Source organism: Streptomyces sp. NPDC055287 (genome assembly GCF_053646035.1).
Genome location: NZ_JBSHNE010000001.1, coordinates 201,650 through 216,311 on the forward strand (window position 1 = coordinate 201,650; position 14,662 = coordinate 216,311).

General features: G+C 67.7%; 9 protein-coding genes. 8 read left to right on the top strand and 1 reads right to left on the bottom strand.

Features of this window, described 5'->3' with window-relative positions:
- Nucleotides 1-32: 32 nt before the first annotated feature.
- Entirely contained in the window at nucleotides 33-3,872 is a 3,840-nt protein-coding gene (locus ACWIHY_RS00875) for a GH92 family glycosyl hydrolase (protein WP_454373394.1), read from the bottom strand.
- A 463-nt stretch (nucleotides 3,873-4,335) separates the two neighbouring features.
- On the opposite strand from ACWIHY_RS00875, the gene ngcE reads away from it, so the two are divergent.
- The 8 genes from ngcE (at nucleotide 4,336) to dxs (ending at nucleotide 14,640) form a co-directional block, all read left to right on the top strand.
- Complete coding sequence (ngcE, locus tag ACWIHY_RS00880) at nucleotides 4,336-5,781, top strand: N-acetylglucosamine/diacetylchitobiose ABC transporter substrate-binding protein (RefSeq protein ID WP_454373395.1); 1,446 nt, start codon at nucleotides 4,336-4,338, stop codon at nucleotides 5,779-5,781.
- A gap of 49 nt (nucleotides 5,782-5,830) precedes the next feature.
- Nucleotides 5,831-6,754, top strand: coding sequence for a carbohydrate ABC transporter permease (locus ACWIHY_RS00885; RefSeq protein ID WP_454373396.1), 924 nt, complete (start codon nucleotides 5,831-5,833; stop codon nucleotides 6,752-6,754).
- Nucleotides 6,754-7,680: a carbohydrate ABC transporter permease gene (locus ACWIHY_RS00890; protein WP_454373397.1), complete on the top strand. Its 927-nt coding sequence runs from the start codon at nucleotides 6,754-6,756 to the stop codon at nucleotides 7,678-7,680. The genes ACWIHY_RS00885 and ACWIHY_RS00890 overlap by 1 nt, the downstream gene beginning before the upstream one ends.
- Nucleotides 7,681-7,843: 163 nt before the next feature.
- Nucleotides 7,844-9,046 carry an ROK family transcriptional regulator gene (locus ACWIHY_RS00895; RefSeq protein WP_454373398.1) on the top strand — a complete coding sequence of 401 codons (1,203 nt, stop codon included), beginning with the start codon at nucleotides 7,844-7,846 and terminating at the stop codon, nucleotides 9,044-9,046.
- Nucleotides 9,047-9,164: 118 nt separating this feature from the next.
- Nucleotides 9,165-10,277: a substrate-binding domain-containing protein gene (locus ACWIHY_RS00900; RefSeq protein ID WP_454373399.1), complete on the top strand. Its 1,113-nt coding sequence runs from the start codon at nucleotides 9,165-9,167 to the stop codon at nucleotides 10,275-10,277.
- A gap of 169 nt (nucleotides 10,278-10,446) precedes the next feature.
- A complete protein-coding gene (locus ACWIHY_RS00905) occupies nucleotides 10,447-11,235 on the top strand; it encodes an ATP-binding cassette domain-containing protein (RefSeq protein WP_454373400.1) in 789 nt (262 codons plus the stop codon).
- Nucleotides 11,232-12,524: a sugar ABC transporter permease gene (locus ACWIHY_RS00910; RefSeq protein ID WP_454373401.1), complete on the top strand. Its 1,293-nt coding sequence runs from the start codon at nucleotides 11,232-11,234 to the stop codon at nucleotides 12,522-12,524. The genes ACWIHY_RS00905 and ACWIHY_RS00910 overlap by 4 nt, the downstream gene beginning before the upstream one ends.
- Before the next feature lie 193 nt (nucleotides 12,525-12,717).
- Entirely contained in the window at nucleotides 12,718-14,640 is a 1,923-nt protein-coding gene (gene dxs / locus ACWIHY_RS00915) for a 1-deoxy-D-xylulose-5-phosphate synthase (RefSeq protein ID WP_454373402.1), read from the top strand.
- Nucleotides 14,641-14,662: the final 22 nt, after the last annotated feature.

The window sequence follows — 14,662 nt, forward strand, 5'->3', positions numbered from 1 at the left end:
TCACGCTTGCCGTGTACCGCTTGACGCGCGCGTCAGGACAGCAGCTCCACCTCCGCCAGCGTCGCCTCTCCGCCGCCGCTCACCAGCCGGTAGCGGCGGTACGTCCCCGGATCGGCCGCGGTGAAGGCCCTGGTCTGGTGGTCCCAGGTAAAGGACTCACCCGACCGCTTGTCCACGTCCGTCCACTTCTCGCCGTCGCCGGAGCCCTGGAGCACCCAGTCGGCGGGTGCCTTCGTGCGGTCCGCCGAGGTGAGGGTGTACTGGAGCGCCCGCACCGGCGCGCCCACCGGAAGCTCGGCCGAGGTGAAGCCGCCCGCCGTCTCGGAGGAGTTGTCGAAGAGCGGGCCCGAGCCGGTGATCGCGTCGCCGCGTGGCGCCGGCACCTTGTCGTCCCGGGTGATGGAGACGGGTGCGGCGTTCTTGCCCGTACCCCACGACGAGGGCTCGGGACCCATGTCGAACTCCAGCGTTCCGCCGCGCGCGAGCACGCTGTGCGGGAGCGCGGTGGACTTCCAGGGCTTGCCGTTGACCTTGAGGCCCTGGACGTAGATGTTCTTCGCGCTGTTCTTCGGGGCCCTGACCACCAGGTCGCGGCCGTTCTCCAGATGGACGGTCGTCTTCGTGAAGAGCGGCGAGCCGATCGCGTACTCGCCGCTGCCCATGACCAGCGGATAGAAGCCGAGCGAGGAGAAGAGGTACCAGGCGGACTGCTCGCCGTTGTCCTCGTCGCCGTGGTAGCCCTGACCGATCTCGCTGCCGGTGTAGAGGCGGGAGAGGACCTCGCGGACCTTCTCCTGCGTCTTCCAGGGCCGGCCGGCCGCGTTGTACATGTACGTCGCGTGATGGGCGACCTGGTTGCTGTGCCCGTACATGCCCATCCGTACGTCACGCGCCTCCGTCATCTCGTGGATGACGCCGCCGTACGAGCCGGCGAACTCGGGGTCCGCCGTCTCCGGGGTGGAGAAGTACCGGTCGAGCTTGTCGCCGAGGCCGGTGCGGCCGCCGTAGAGGTTGGCGAGGCCGCGGGAGTCCTGGGGCGCGGTGAAGGCGTAGCCCCAGCCGTTGGTCTCGGTGTAGTCGTAGCCCCACACGCGCGGGTCGAAGGTGTCGGACGGGACGCGCCAGTCGCCCTTGAGGTCGCGGCCCTGGAAGAAGCCGGCCTTCTCGTCGAAGAGCTTGACGTAGTTGCGGGCGCGGTTGAGGAAGTACGCCGACTCCTCCTTGTAACGCGCCTTCTTCGTCTTCGCGTAGAGGGCGTCGCCCATCTTCGCGAGGCCGTAGTCGTTCAGGTAACCCTCCAGGGACCAGGAGAGGCCCTCGTGGGTCTCGGTGGAGGCGTACCCGAGGAACGGGGAGGTCTTCATGCCCTTGCGGCCCACGCCCGAGAAGGGCGGCACGACGGTGGCGTTCTTGACGGCCGCCTCGTACGCCGCCTCCGCGTCGAAGCCGACGCCCTTGACGTACGCGTCGGCGAACGCGACGTCGGAGCTGGTGCCGGTCATCAGGTCGGCGTAACCGGGAGAGGACCAGCGGGAGATCCAGCCGCCGTCCTTGTACTGCTGGACGAAGCCGTCGACGAGCTTGCCGGCCTTCTTGGGGGTGAGGAAGGAGTACGCCGGCCAGGTCGTCCGGTAGGTGTCCCAGAACCCGTTGTTGACGTACACCTCGCCGTCGACGATCTTCGCGCCGGTGTGGGTGGGGGTGTCGGGGCCCGGCTGCTTGGAGAAGGGGCTCGCGTACTGCTGCTTGGGGCGGGCCTTGGTGCCGGTGTTCTCGAAGCCGGAGTTGGGATACAGGTACAGCCGGTAGAGGCTCGAGTAGAGCGTCGTCAGCTGGTCGCGGCTCGCGCCCTCGACCTCCACCCGGCCGAGGATGTCGTCCCACGCGTCCCGGGCCCGGTCCTTGATCCCCTCGAAGGGCGTGCCGGCCGGGATCTCGTCGGCGAGGTTCTTCTTCGCCTGGTCCACACTGATGAGTGAGGTCGCCAGCCGCAGGGTCACCTGGCGGTCGGCGCCCGGCCGGAAGCGCAGATAGCCGGTCACGTCGTCGCCCCCGCCGCCGCTGAGCTTGCCGCCCTCGGTGACCGGCGCGTCGAAGACGCCGTGCACGAAGAGCCTGGTGGCGCCCGTGGACAGGCCGCTCTTGACGTCGGAGAAGCCGGTGAAGGAGCGGGTGGCCGGGTCGAGGGTGAGGCCGCCGTCGTTCGACACGTTGTCGAATATCACGCTCGCGTCGTCACCGGGATAGGTGAACCGCATCATCGCCGCGTGGTCGGTCGGGGTCAGCTCGGCCCTGAGGCCGTTCTCGAAGGTGACGCCGTACTCGTGCGGCTTCGCCGTCTCCTTCTCGTGGCGGAACGGCAGGGCGCGCGTCTTGCGTCCGGCGTCCGGGGTGCCCGCCACGGCGGACGGCATCAGCTGGAACGTCTGCCGGTCGCCCATCCACGGGCTCGGCTCGTGGCTCGCGCTGAACGCCTGGATGGTGGGGAGGTTGTCGCTGTTGTTGGCGCGGGCGTAGTCGTACAGCCAGCTGGTGGAGGCCGCGTTGGTCACCGGCGTCCAGAAGTTGAACCCGTGCGGGACGGCCGTGGCGGGGATGTTGTTACCACGCGAGAAGGCGCCGCTGGAGTGGGTGCCGCGTGTGGTCGACACGTAGTCGGAGAAGTGCGCGAGACGCTTCTCAGGGGCCTTCGGGGCGATGGTGATGTCGTCGACCCAGCCGCCGAACTTCGCGGGGCCCTTGGGGGAGTCGTACGCCACCAGGACGCGGTCGACGGTCTTGTCGGCCGCGACCGCGCCGATCCGCGACGCCTTGTGGTTCCACTGGTTGACGTACAGCGTCTTGGACGCGCCCTGGCCCTGCGGGGACAGGGCCGCGCCGTGCTGGTCGACGGCGCGCAGGTCACTCAGATAGGTGCCGTCGGTGAAGGCCAGGTCGACCGACACGTTGGTGGCCGGGTAGTTGAGGTCGGTCTCCGGCAGCGCCGGGAAGATCCGGTACGACAGCTCGGTGTTCCGCGTGACGAGCGTGTCGACGTCGAAGACCTTGTTGTACGAGTACGCCCGGCCCTGCGGCTTGTGCGTGCCGGCGTACCGCAGCGCGCGCTTGCCGGTGAAGCCCGCGCCCGCCTTGGCGGTGGGGGACCCCGAGGGCCCGCGGTCGACCTGGCTGCGCATGTCGTCCGGCGCGGGCGTGGACGTGTCACCGTTCGAGAACTGAACGTCCGCGAGCTGGGTGGCGTCCGAGGCGCCGTTGTTGCGGGTGATCTCGAGCCGGTAGTGCGCGTACGCCGTCGTGTTCTCGAAGGAGTAACTCCTGGTCTCGAACCGTTTGGCGAAGGTCTGACCCTCGCGCGAGTCCAGGACCTTCCACTCCTTGCCGTCCGTGGAAGCCTTGAGCGTCCATTCCTTCGGGTCGCGCTCGGCGTGGTCATTGGCGGAAGTGAGGGCGTATGTCACGACCTTGACTGCTTCGTCCAGATCGAACTCGATCCAGGAAGCCGGCTCGAAGGTCAGCCACTTGGTGGCGGGCTGGACATCGACGAGGTTCTCCTTGGTCTCGCCGCCGCCGGTGTTCTCGCCGCCGGCGCGCAGGTCGACGACCCGGTCGGTCACATTGCCCGGAATTCCGGAGCTGTACCCGCCGTCGACCCCCGAGGCGCGCTTCTCGCCGCCGGGTGCGACTTCCACCGTATTGCGCCAGTCCGGCTGGGGTTCGTCCGCCTCGAAGGAGGAGCTGAAGGTCTGTCCCGCCGGCGCCGGCCGATGGGGCTGCGCGACGGCCGCCGAGGGGGCCGTGACGACGAGCAGGAGGGCGGTCGCCGCGACGGCGGCCGCGGTGGGGCCTTGCGCGTACCGAGGTCTGTACTGCATCCCGGGCTGTTCCTCCCCTTGGACAACGTTGTCATGAGCGGTGCAACGGGGTCCAGTAGGGAGCCAAGTCACCGATGGTGTCAAGGGTGTTGTATGGGGAGGGGGAGGCGAAGCGGACGCGCCGTGTTTGCGGAGCCGCATGGACGACTACGTGCGCGTTCCAGATATCTGCGAGGTCTCAACTCGGGAAAGCTTGCCGTCCAAACTTGCTTTCGATCTTGCTCACTCGACCGGAAGTGGACTATACCTGTCGGCGTCCGCAACACCGCTTTGCGGCAGTGGACCAGGGGGACGGGGAACAGTGCGGGAGGCCGCGTGACGGTTGCCGGACGCTGTGTCCGTATCTTCTGCAACTCAGCACGACCCAGCGTCATTTGACTGCGGTGGCGGGGCCCTTCGCCTAGGCGATAAGTACGGGCGACCGGTACACCGCCTGAGTCCTGGAGAAGGCGAGGACTTGAGCATGGGATCCACCTCCGCCCACAACAATGAGGGCCTTGGCCGTCGCGATCTGATCAAGCGGTCGGCCGCACTCGGCCTGATCGCTGTTCCGACGATGAGCTTCCTGTCGGCCTGCGCGAGCGGCGACAGCGGCGGCGACGACAAGGTCGACAAGGGCAAGAAGACCGAGAAGAACCCGCTGGGCGTCAATGAGAGCGCGCCGCTCGAAATCGTTATTTTCGACGGCGGGTTCGGTACGAAGTACGCAGAGGACGCCAAGGCCGTCTATCAGAAGACGTACCCCAAGGCGAAGATCAAGTTCTCTTCCACGCAGAAGATCAGGTCGCAGCTGCAGCCGAGGTTCAACGGCGGCACGCCCCCGGACCTCATCGACAACTCGGGCGCCGAGCAGATGGACATGGGTGTCCTGGTCGGCAAGAAGCAGCTCACCGACCTCACCCCGCTGCTGGACGCCGCGTCCGTCGACGACCCGAGCAAGAAGGTCCGCGACACACTGCGGCCCGGCATCGTCGAGATGGGCCAGTTCGACGGCGACCCCGTCTGGATCATGTACTACGCGTACACGGTCTACGGCGTCTGGTACTCCGAGACCGCGCTGGAGAAGCTCGACGCGACGTACCCGGAGAACTGGGACGACATGCTCGCGCTGTGCGCGAAGGCGAAGAAGAAGGGCATCGCCGGCTGGACGTACGCGGGCAAGCACCCGTACTACCTGCCGTTCTCGCTCTACCCGTTCATCGCCAAGATCGGTGGCCGCGAGGTCCTCGACAAGATCGACAACCTGGAGCCGAACGCCTGGTCCGACCCGGCCGTGAAGGCCGCGTTCGAGGCGTACTACGAGCTCTACAAGAAGGGCTACATCCTCAAGGGCACCCCTGGCATCGACCACATCCAGTCGCAGACCGCCTGGACCAAGGGCAAGGCGCTCTTCATCCCTAACGGTTCATGGGTGGAGAACGAGGCGTCCAAGACGATGCCGGCCGACTTCAAGCTCGCCGTGGGCGCGCCGTCCGGCCTCGACAGCTCGGACGCGATGCCCTTCGGCACCATCTGGGCCTCCGGCGGCGAGCCGTTCGTCGTCCCCAAGTCGGCGAAGAACCCTGACGGTGGCATGGAGCAGCTGCGCATCATGCTCAGCGAGGCCTCGTCGAAGAACTTCACCCAGAGCGTGAAGTCCCTCACCGCCCTCAACGGCGGCACCGAGGGCATCGAGCTGACCCCGGGTCTGAAGTCCGCCAGCGCGGCCCTGGAGAAGGCCGGCGAGAACGTGGTGAACCCGCGCCTGCAGGACTGGTACGTGAAGCTCCAGAAGGAGCAGATCGGTGTCGCCGGTCTGGGCGAGATGATGGCCGGCCGAGCGACCCCGGCGGAGACCATCAAGAAGATCCAGGGCTTCGCCGACGCGGCGGCCAAGGACCAGTCCATCAAGCACTACAAGCACCAGTGAGCAAGCGTCACCAGCGGCGGCACACGCCGGAAGATCGGGGTCGGTAACCATGCAACACGGCAAGTACCGGTTCATCGTGGGGTTTTTGGCGGCCCCATTGGCGTTGTACGCAATCTTCGTCATCTGGCCGTTCATCCAGTCCATCTACTACTCGTTCACGGACTGGACCGGCCTGAGCCCGGACTTCAAGATGGTCGGCTTCGACAACTACAGCAGAATGCTGGAAGACCAGATCTTCTGGGATTCCCTGGGCCACAGCCTGCTGTTCGCGCTGTTGCTCCCGCTGGTGACGCTCGGCCTCGCACTCTTCTTCGCCTTCATGCTCAATGTCGGCGGCCGGCGCCGGAAGGGCGCCGCTATCTCGGGAGTCCGGGGCTCGGGCTTCTACAAGATCGCGTATTTCTTCCCGCAGGTGCTCTCGATCGCCATTGTCGCGGTTCTCTTCACCTTCGCGTACAACCCGAACGAGGGCGCGGTCAACGGGCTGCTGCGGGCGATCGGCCTCGACAGCGTCCAGCCGCAGTGGCTGGGCGACCCGGACACCGCCCTGTGGGCGGTCATGGCGGTGCTCGTCTGGAGCACCGTGGGATTCTTCGTGGTGCTCTTCTCGGCGGGCATGGCGTCCATTCCCAAGGACTTCTACGAGGCCGCCCTGCTGGACGGCGCGAGCCGGTTCACCACGTTCTTCAGGATCACCATCCCGCTGCTCTGGGACACCGTGCAGTCGGGCTGGGTCTACATGGGAATCCTCGCGCTCGGCGCGGAGTCCTTCGCCGTCGTCCAGATCATGACGGTGGGCCCCGGCGGACCCGACTACTCGACGACCGTCCTGGTCCTGTACGTCTACCAGACGGCGTTCCGGGACGGCCAGGCAGGCTATGCGACAACGATCGGTGTGGCCCTGCTCGTCATCACCCTGGCCCTCGCGGCCCTGGTGATGCGCGTGGGCCGGCGTGAGCGGCTGGAGTTCTGATGAAGACCACTGACACCCCGCCCGCGGGCGTCACCGAGGACCGCCCGCCCGTTTCGAAGACGCCCGGCGCCCCGTCCCCGGCGAAGCCGAAGAAGGACGTGACCGGCAGTACGCTCAATGTCTTCTCGCACGGCGTCCTCGTCCTCTGGGCCTTCATGGTGGTCATGCCACTGCTCTGGGCGGTGATGACGTCCTTCAAGGACGACGCGTCGATCTTCGAGTCGCCGTTCTCACTTCCGGACCGGCTGCACTTCGAGAACTGGTCGCGCGCCTGGTCCGAAGCGCACATGAGCGACTACTTCCTCAACACGGTCATCGTGGTGGGCGGCTCGCTCGTCGGCACGCTGCTGCTCGGCTCCATGGCGGCGTACGTCCTCGCGCGCTTCGATTTCCCCGGCAACCGCTTCATCTACTTCCTCTTCGTCGGAGGCATGAGCTTCCCGATCATGCTGGCCCTGGTGCCGCTGTTCTACGTGCTGAAGAACATGGGGATGCTGGAGACGCTTCCGGGCCTGATCCTCGTCTACATCGCGTACTCGCTGCCCTTCACCGTCTTCTTCCTCACCTCCTTCTTCCGTACGCTGCCGAGCTCCGTGGCGGAAGCGGCGATGATCGACGGCGCCTCGCACACCCGGACCTTCTTCCAGGTGATGCTGCCGATGGCCAAGCCCGGCCTCATCAGCGTCGGCATCTTCAACTTCCTGGGGCAGTGGAACCAGTACATGCTGCCGACGGTGCTCAACAACGACCCCGACAACCGGGTGCTCTCGCAGGGGCTGGTCGAGCTCGCGACCAGCCAGGGCTACAAGGGCGACTGGTCGGGGCTCTTCGCCGGCCTGGTGATGGCCATGCTGCCCGTCCTCGCGGCGTACATCATCTTCCAGCGCCAGGTCGTCTCGGGCCTGACCGCGGGCGCCGTGAAGTAGCGCCACGGGCGGCCTGCCCGCCTGCCGTCCGAACCGCCCGCCGGCGTCCTGCCGACGGGCGGTTTCGCGTGCCGCGGGCCCTCTGGCCCGGCTCAAGGTCTTGACGGGGAGCAAGGCGAAAGGCTCATCTTAGAGTTCACATGTTGGAGAAAGAGGAGAGTCAATGGAGACTCCGGGGTCGCAGACGTCACTGCACCGGGCCAATCTTGAGCGAGTCGTACGAGCCGTACGGATGGCGGGCTCGCTCACCCAGGCAGAGATCGCCAGGGCCACTGGGCTCTCGGCAGCCACGGTCTCCAATATCGTGCGCGAGCTGAAGGACGGCGGGACGGTCGAGGTCACCCCGACCTCCGCGGGCGGCCGCAGGGCGCGCAGCGTCGCACTCAGCGGCGACGCCGGCATCGTCATCGGCGTCGATTTCGGTCATACGCACCTGCGCGTCGCCGTCGGCAACCTGGCGCACCAGGTGCTCGCCGAAGAGGCCGAACCGCTGGATGTGGACGGCTCGGCCGCCGAGGGCTTCGACCGGGCGGAACAGCTGGTCAAGCGGCTGGTCGCGGCGAGCGGCATCAGCCAGGACAAGGTGATCGGCATTGGACTCGGTGTCCCCGGCCCGATCGACGTGGAGTCCGGCACGCTCGGCTCGACGTCCATCCTGCCGGGCTGGAAGGGCATCAACCCCAGCGAGGAGCTGTCCGGGCGCCTCGGCGTGCCGGTGTACGTCGACAACGACGCCAACCTGGGTGCGCTCGGCGAGCTGGTCTGGGGCAGCGGACGCGGGGTCAAGGACCTGGCGTACATCAAGGTCGCGAGCGGTGTCGGCGCCGGCCTGGTGATCAGCGGCCAGATCTACCGGGGCCCGGGCGGTACGGCCGGCGAGATCGGGCACATCACGCTCGACGAATCGGGTCCGGTCTGCCGCTGCGGCAACCGCGGCTGCCTGGAGACCTTCACGGCCGCCCGGTACGTCCTGCCCCTGCTCCAGTCCAGTCACGGCGCCGATCTGACCATGGAGCGCGTGGTGCAGCTGGCGCGCGAGGGGGACCCGGGCTGCCGACGCGTGATCGGCGACGTGGGCCGCCACATCGGAAGCGGTGTGGCGAGCCTCTGCAACCTGCTCAACCCCAGTCGGGTGGTGCTTGGAGGCGACCTGGCGGAGGCTGGAGAACTAGTACTCGGACCCATCCGCGAGTCCGTCTCCCGGTACGCCATCCCCAGCGCCGCCAGACAGCTCTCGGTGGCTCCGGGCGCGCTCGGCGGAAGGGCCGAAGTGCTGGGCGCCCTGGCCCTCGCGCTCAGCGAAATGGGCGATTCGACCCTTCTCGACAGTGCGGTGCCCGAGAGCGCACCGTCTTCACTTAGATAACGAATGGCACCGTTGTCATCTCGTTAAGGATTTACTCCTTGACGCTGGCAGCGGGGCCGAGTTGACTTCCAGCCACCTCGGCCGCAACGACGCGGCCTCGTCAGGGAGGTTCCAAGAAATGAACACGCGTATGCGTCGTGCCGCCGTGGCCGTGGCCGCCACCGCGATGGCTGTCTCACTCGCCGCCTGTGGCAGCGCCGAAGAGTCGGGTGACTCCGCGGAGGAGACCGGCGCCAAGAAGGGCGACAACCTCAAGATCGGCCTTCTCCTGCCGGAGAACCAGACCGCGCGTTACGAGAAGTTCGACAAGCCGCTGATCGAGAAGAAGATCAGCGAGCTCACCAACGGCAAGGCGGAGCTCGTCTACGCCAACGCCAAGCAGGACGCCACCACCCAGACGCAGCAGATCGACACGATGATCACCAACAAGGTGGACGCGCTCATCGTGGACGCGGTGGACTCCAAGGCCATCGCGGGCGGCGTGAAGAAGGCCAAGGACGAGGGCATCCCGGTCGTCGCCTTCGACCGTCTCGCCGAGGGCCCGATCGACGCGTACACCTCCTTCGACAACGAAGAGGTCGGTCACGTCCAGGGCAAGGCCCTCGTCGAGGCCCTTGGCGACAAGGCCAAGGACGGCCAGATCGTCATGATGAACGGCGCGATCACCGACCCGAACGCCGCGCTGTTCAAGAAGGGCGCGCTCGCCGAGCTCAAGGGCAACGTGAACATCGGCAAGTCGTACGACACCAAGGAGTGGAAGCCGGAGAACGCCAACGCCAACATGGAGGCCGCGATCTCGGCCCTTGGCAAGGACAAGATCATCGGCGTCTACTCGGCCAACGACGGCATGGCGGGCGGCATCATCACCGCCCTCAAGTCCGGTGGCTTCAGCAAGCTCCCGCCGGTCACCGGTCAGGACGCCGAGCTCGCCGGCGTGCAGCGGATCGTCGCGGGTGAGCAGTTCATGAGCGTCTACAAGCCCTACGCCCCGGAGGCCGCCGCCGCGGCCGAGATGGCAGTGGCCCTCGCCCGTGGAGAGAAGCTCGACTCCATCGCCAAGGAGAAGGCGGACAGCCCGACCAACAAGGGCATCCCGTCCGTCCTGGTCCCGGTCGTCTCGCTGACCAAGGACAACATCAAGGACACCGTCGTCAAGGACGGCGTCTACACGGTCGCCGAGATCTGCACGCCGAAGTACAAGGCTGCTTGCGACAAGATCGGTCTGAAGTAAGGCCCCAGGTCTTACCTCCCCTGAAGCCTGTCCGGCGCCCCGCCCCCTCTCAGCCCCCGCTATCGGGCGAGGCGCCGGACAGAAACGCTTCTCCCCCTCTGTTCGCTTCTGCTCAACCGTCGCGCCCTCCTCCCGGGCGCGGCATCCCGCCGGTCAGGCGGCGAAGGAGATGGTTTACGTGTCCGCTACGCCCGTGCTGGCGTTGCGCGGGGTCTCCAAGCGATTCGGTGCCGTTCAGGCGCTCACCGACGTAGAGCTTGAGGTCCACGCCGGTGAAGTGGTCGCCCTGGTGGGAGACAACGGCGCCGGAAAGTCCACGCTGGTCAAGACGATCGCCGGCGTGCACCCCATCGATGACGGCGTCATCGAGTGGGAAGGCAGCACCGTCCGGATCAACCGGCCGCACGACGCCCAGAACCTGGGCATCGCGACCGTCTATCAGGACCTCGCGCTGTGCGACAACATCGATGTCGTCGGCAACCTCTACCTCGGCCGGGAGATCCGCAAGCGCGGCATCCTCAACGAGGTCGAGATGGAGCGCCGCGCCCTCGAACTGCTCACCACGCTGTCGATCCGCATCCCGAGCGTGCGCATCCCGATCGCCTCGCTCTCCGGCGGTCAGCGCCAGACCGTGGCCATCGCCCGCTCGATGCTCGGCGAGCCGAAGCTCGTCATCCTCGACGAGCCCACCGCGGCCCTCGGCGTCGAGCAGACCGCTCAGGTCCTCGACCTCGTCGAGCGGCTCCGTGAGCGCGGTCACGCGGTGATCCTCATCAGCCACAACATGGCGGACGTCAAGGCCGTCGCGGACAAGGTGGCAGTGCTCCGGCTGGGCCGGAACAACGGCGTCTTCGACGTCAAGACCACCTCGCAGGAAGAGATCATCTCCGCCATCACCGGTGCCACGGACAACGCCGTGACCCGCCGTGCGGCGCGCAACGGGGAGGCTCAGAAGTGAGCATCGACAAGTCCTCCACCCCCGGCGACGGCTCCGTCGTCGAGAACCCCGAGGCGGCCCACGACGCGGTCACCGTCGTCGACCCCCGGCTGCTCGTCCGCGAGCGCGGCTTCGGCGGTTACATCTCCGAGTTCAAGCGCAAGCTGCACGCCGGTGACCTGGGCTCCATCCCCGTGGTCATCGGTCTGATCCTCATCTGCGCGATCTTCCAGGGTCTGAACTCGAACTTCCTGTCGGCGCAGAACCTCAGCAACATCGCCGTGACGATGGTCGCCACCGGCATGATGGCCGTCGGCATCATCTTCGTGCTGCTGCTCGGCGAGATCGACCTGTCGGTCGGCTCGGTCAGCGGTGTGTCCGGCGCCATCGTCGCCGTACTGAGCGTCACGCACGGCATGAACGAGTGGCTCGCCGTGCTCGTCGCGATCGTCAGCGGCGCGGCCATGGGCGCGCTGCACGGCTTCTTCTTCGCACGGGTCGGCGCCCCGGCGTTCGCCGTCACTCTGGCCGGCCTGCTCTTCTGGCTCGGCTTCATGCTCCAGCTCCTCGGCGACCAGGGCACCATCAACCTGGACAGTGACGGTGTGGTCGGCCAGCTGACCACCTACTACTTCTCCGACGTGGCCGCCGCCTACGGCCTGGCCGCCCTCGCGGTGGCCGGATTCTTCCTCTCGTCCTTCTTCGACAACCGTCGCCGTGAGGCCGCAGGCATCCCGTCCCGGCCGCTCGTCGACACCGTGCTGCGCACGGCGCTGCTCGCCGTGATCGCCTTCGCCGCCGCGATCATGTTCAACCAGTACAAGGGCCTGCCGCTGGCACTGGTCCTCTTCCTGGTCGTGCTGGTCGTCACGGACTTCGTGCTCCGGCGCACCGCGTACGGCCGCAAGATCTTCGCCCTCGGCGGCAGCGTCGAGGCGTCCCGCCGGGCCGGTATCAACGTCACCGCGATCCGCATCTCGGTCTTCGCGATCGCCGGTACGTTCGCGGCCGTCGGTGGCCTGTTCTGGGCCTCCAAGATCGCCGCGGCCAACCAGAGCGCCGGCGCCGGCGACCTGCTGATGAACGTCATCGCCGCGGCCGTCATCGGTGGCACCAGCCTCTTCGGCGGCCGTGGCCGGACCTGGAACGCGCTGCTCGGCGTCATGGTGATCGTCTCGATCCAGTACGGTCTGGCCCTCGAAGGCATCGCCACCCCGATCCAGTACATGATCACCGGTGGTGTCCTCCTGGCGACGGTCGTGATCGACTCCGTCACCCGAAAGACGCAGAAGACCGCGGGCCGCGCCTGACCGCACAGCCCCGTCGTGCCCGGCACCGGAAATCCGGTGCCGGGCACGGCTGTGCGCACGCCCGGCGCGCTTCCGCATGCCCGCGCGTGACGCAGGACGCACGGCGCAATGGCCGCCCGATGTCTACAGTCGCGAGCGGAACATTAGACTCGACAGACCGGCAAGCAGACAGTTCAACTGCAAGGAGGCACGGGTGGCGCTGCTGACCCGCATTACGGGACCGCGCGATCTGGACGGGCTCACCCCGGAGCAGCTGGACCGGCTGGCCGCCGAGATCCGGACATTTCTCGTGGACGAGGTCTCCAAGACCGGCGGACACCTGGGGCCCAATCTCGGTGTGGTCGAGCTGACGATCGCTCTGCACCGTGTCTTCGAGTCGCCGAAGGACAAGGTCCTCTTCGACACCGGCCACCAGAGCTACGTGCACAAGCTGCTCACCGGCCGCCAGGACTTCACGAAGCTGAAGATGAAGGGCGGCCTGTCCGGCTACCCCTCGCGCGCCGAGTCCGAGCACGACGTCATCGAGAACTCGCACGCCTCGACCGTCCTCGGCTGGGCGGACGGCCTCGCCAAGGCCAACGAGGTCCTCAAGAAGGAGGACCACCACGTCGTCGCCGTCATCGGTGACGGCGCGCTCACCGGCGGCATGGCCTGGGAGGCGCTGAACAACATCGCCGTCGCCAAGGACCGCCCGCTCGTCATCGTCGTCAACGACAACGAGCGCTCGTACGCCCCGACCATCGGCGGCCTCGCGAACCACCTCGCCACCCTGCGCACCACCGACGGGTACGAGCGATTCCTCGCCCGCGGCAAGGACATCCTGGAGCGCACACCCGTCGTCGGGAAGCCGCTCTACGAGACGCTGCACGGCGCGAAGAAGGGCCTCAAGGACTTCATCGCCCCGCAGGGCATGTTCGAGGACCTCGGCCTGAAGTACGTCGGCCCGATCGACGGCCACGACATCGAGGCCCTGGAGTCCGCCCTCCAGCGCGCCAAGCGCTTCGGCGGCCCCGTCATCGTGCACTGCCTCACCGAGAAGGGCCGCGGCTACCAGCCGGCCCTCGCCGACGAGGCGGACCGCTTCCACGCCGTCGGCAAGATCCACCCCGACACCGGCCTGCCGATCGCCTCCTCGGGCGTCGACTGGACCTCGGTGTTCGGTGAGGAGATGGTCAAGCTCGGCAAGGAGCGCGAGGACATCGTCGCGATCACCGCCGCCATGCTCCAGCCGGTCGGTCTCGACCGCTTCGCGAAGGCCTTCCCCGACCGGGTGTACGACGTCGGGATCGCCGAGCAGCACGGTGCTGTCTCCGCGGCCGGCCTGGCCACCGGCGGCCTGCACCCCGTGTTCGCCGTGTACGCGACCTTCCTCAACCGGGCCTTCGACCAGGTCCTGATGGACGTCGCCCTGCACAAGTGCGGCGTCACCTTCGTCCTGGACCGCGCGGGCGTCACCGGCACCGACGGCGCCTCGCACAACGGCATGTGGGACATGTCGATCCTGCAGTGCGTACCGACGCTGCGGATCGCCGCCCCGCGCGACGCCGACCAGGTCCGCGCGCAGCTGCGCGAGGCAGTCCAGGTCGACGACGCGCCCACCGTCGTCCGCTTCTCCAAGGGCGCGGTCGGCCCGGCGGTCAAGGCCGTCGGCAAGGTCGGCGGCATGGACGTCCTGCGCAACGCCGACGCGGGCGCGGACCGGCCGGACGTACTCCTCGTCTCCGTCGGCGCCCTCGCGCCGATGTGCCTGGAGATCGCCGGTCTCCTCGACAAGCAGGGCATCACCACGACCGTCGTCGACCCCCGCTGGGTCAAGCCGGTCGACGAGGCGCTCGCCCCGCTCGCCGAGCAGCACCGCGTCGTCGTCACGGTCGAGGACAACAGCCGCGCCGGCGGTGTCGGCTCCGCGATCGCCCAGGCGCTGCGGGACGCGGGGGTCGACGTACCGCTGCGCGACTTCGGCATCCCGTCGCGCTTCCTCGACCACGCCTCCCGCAAGGAGGTCATGGCCGAGATCGGTCTGACGGCCCCGGACATCGCCCGCCAGGTGACGGGTCTGGTCGCCAAGCTGGACGGCCGTCTGGAGGACGCGCCGGCCGAGGCCGCGCGCGACTGACGCCCCGCCACGTACGGAGAGG

Excerpts from the sequence above, each read along its gene's own strand:
- ACWIHY_RS00905 (WP_454373400.1), top strand. The coding sequence starts at position 10,447 with ATGGTTTACGTGTCCGCTACGCCCGTGCTGGCGTTGCGCGGGGTCTCC.
- ngcE (WP_454373395.1), top strand. The coding sequence starts at position 4,336 with ATGGGATCCACCTCCGCCCACAACAATGAGGGCCTTGGCCGTCGCGAT.
- ACWIHY_RS00890 (WP_454373397.1), top strand. The coding sequence starts at position 6,754 with ATGAAGACCACTGACACCCCGCCCGCGGGCGTCACCGAGGACCGCCCG.
- ACWIHY_RS00895 (WP_454373398.1), top strand. The coding sequence starts at position 7,844 with ATGGAGACTCCGGGGTCGCAGACGTCACTGCACCGGGCCAATCTTGAG.
- ACWIHY_RS00900 (WP_454373399.1), top strand. The coding sequence starts at position 9,165 with ATGAACACGCGTATGCGTCGTGCCGCCGTGGCCGTGGCCGCCACCGCG.
- ACWIHY_RS00875 (WP_454373394.1), bottom strand. The coding sequence starts at position 3,872 with ATGCAGTACAGACCTCGGTACGCGCAAGGCCCCACCGCGGCCGCCGTC.
- ACWIHY_RS00885 (WP_454373396.1), top strand. The coding sequence starts at position 5,831 with ATGCAACACGGCAAGTACCGGTTCATCGTGGGGTTTTTGGCGGCCCCA.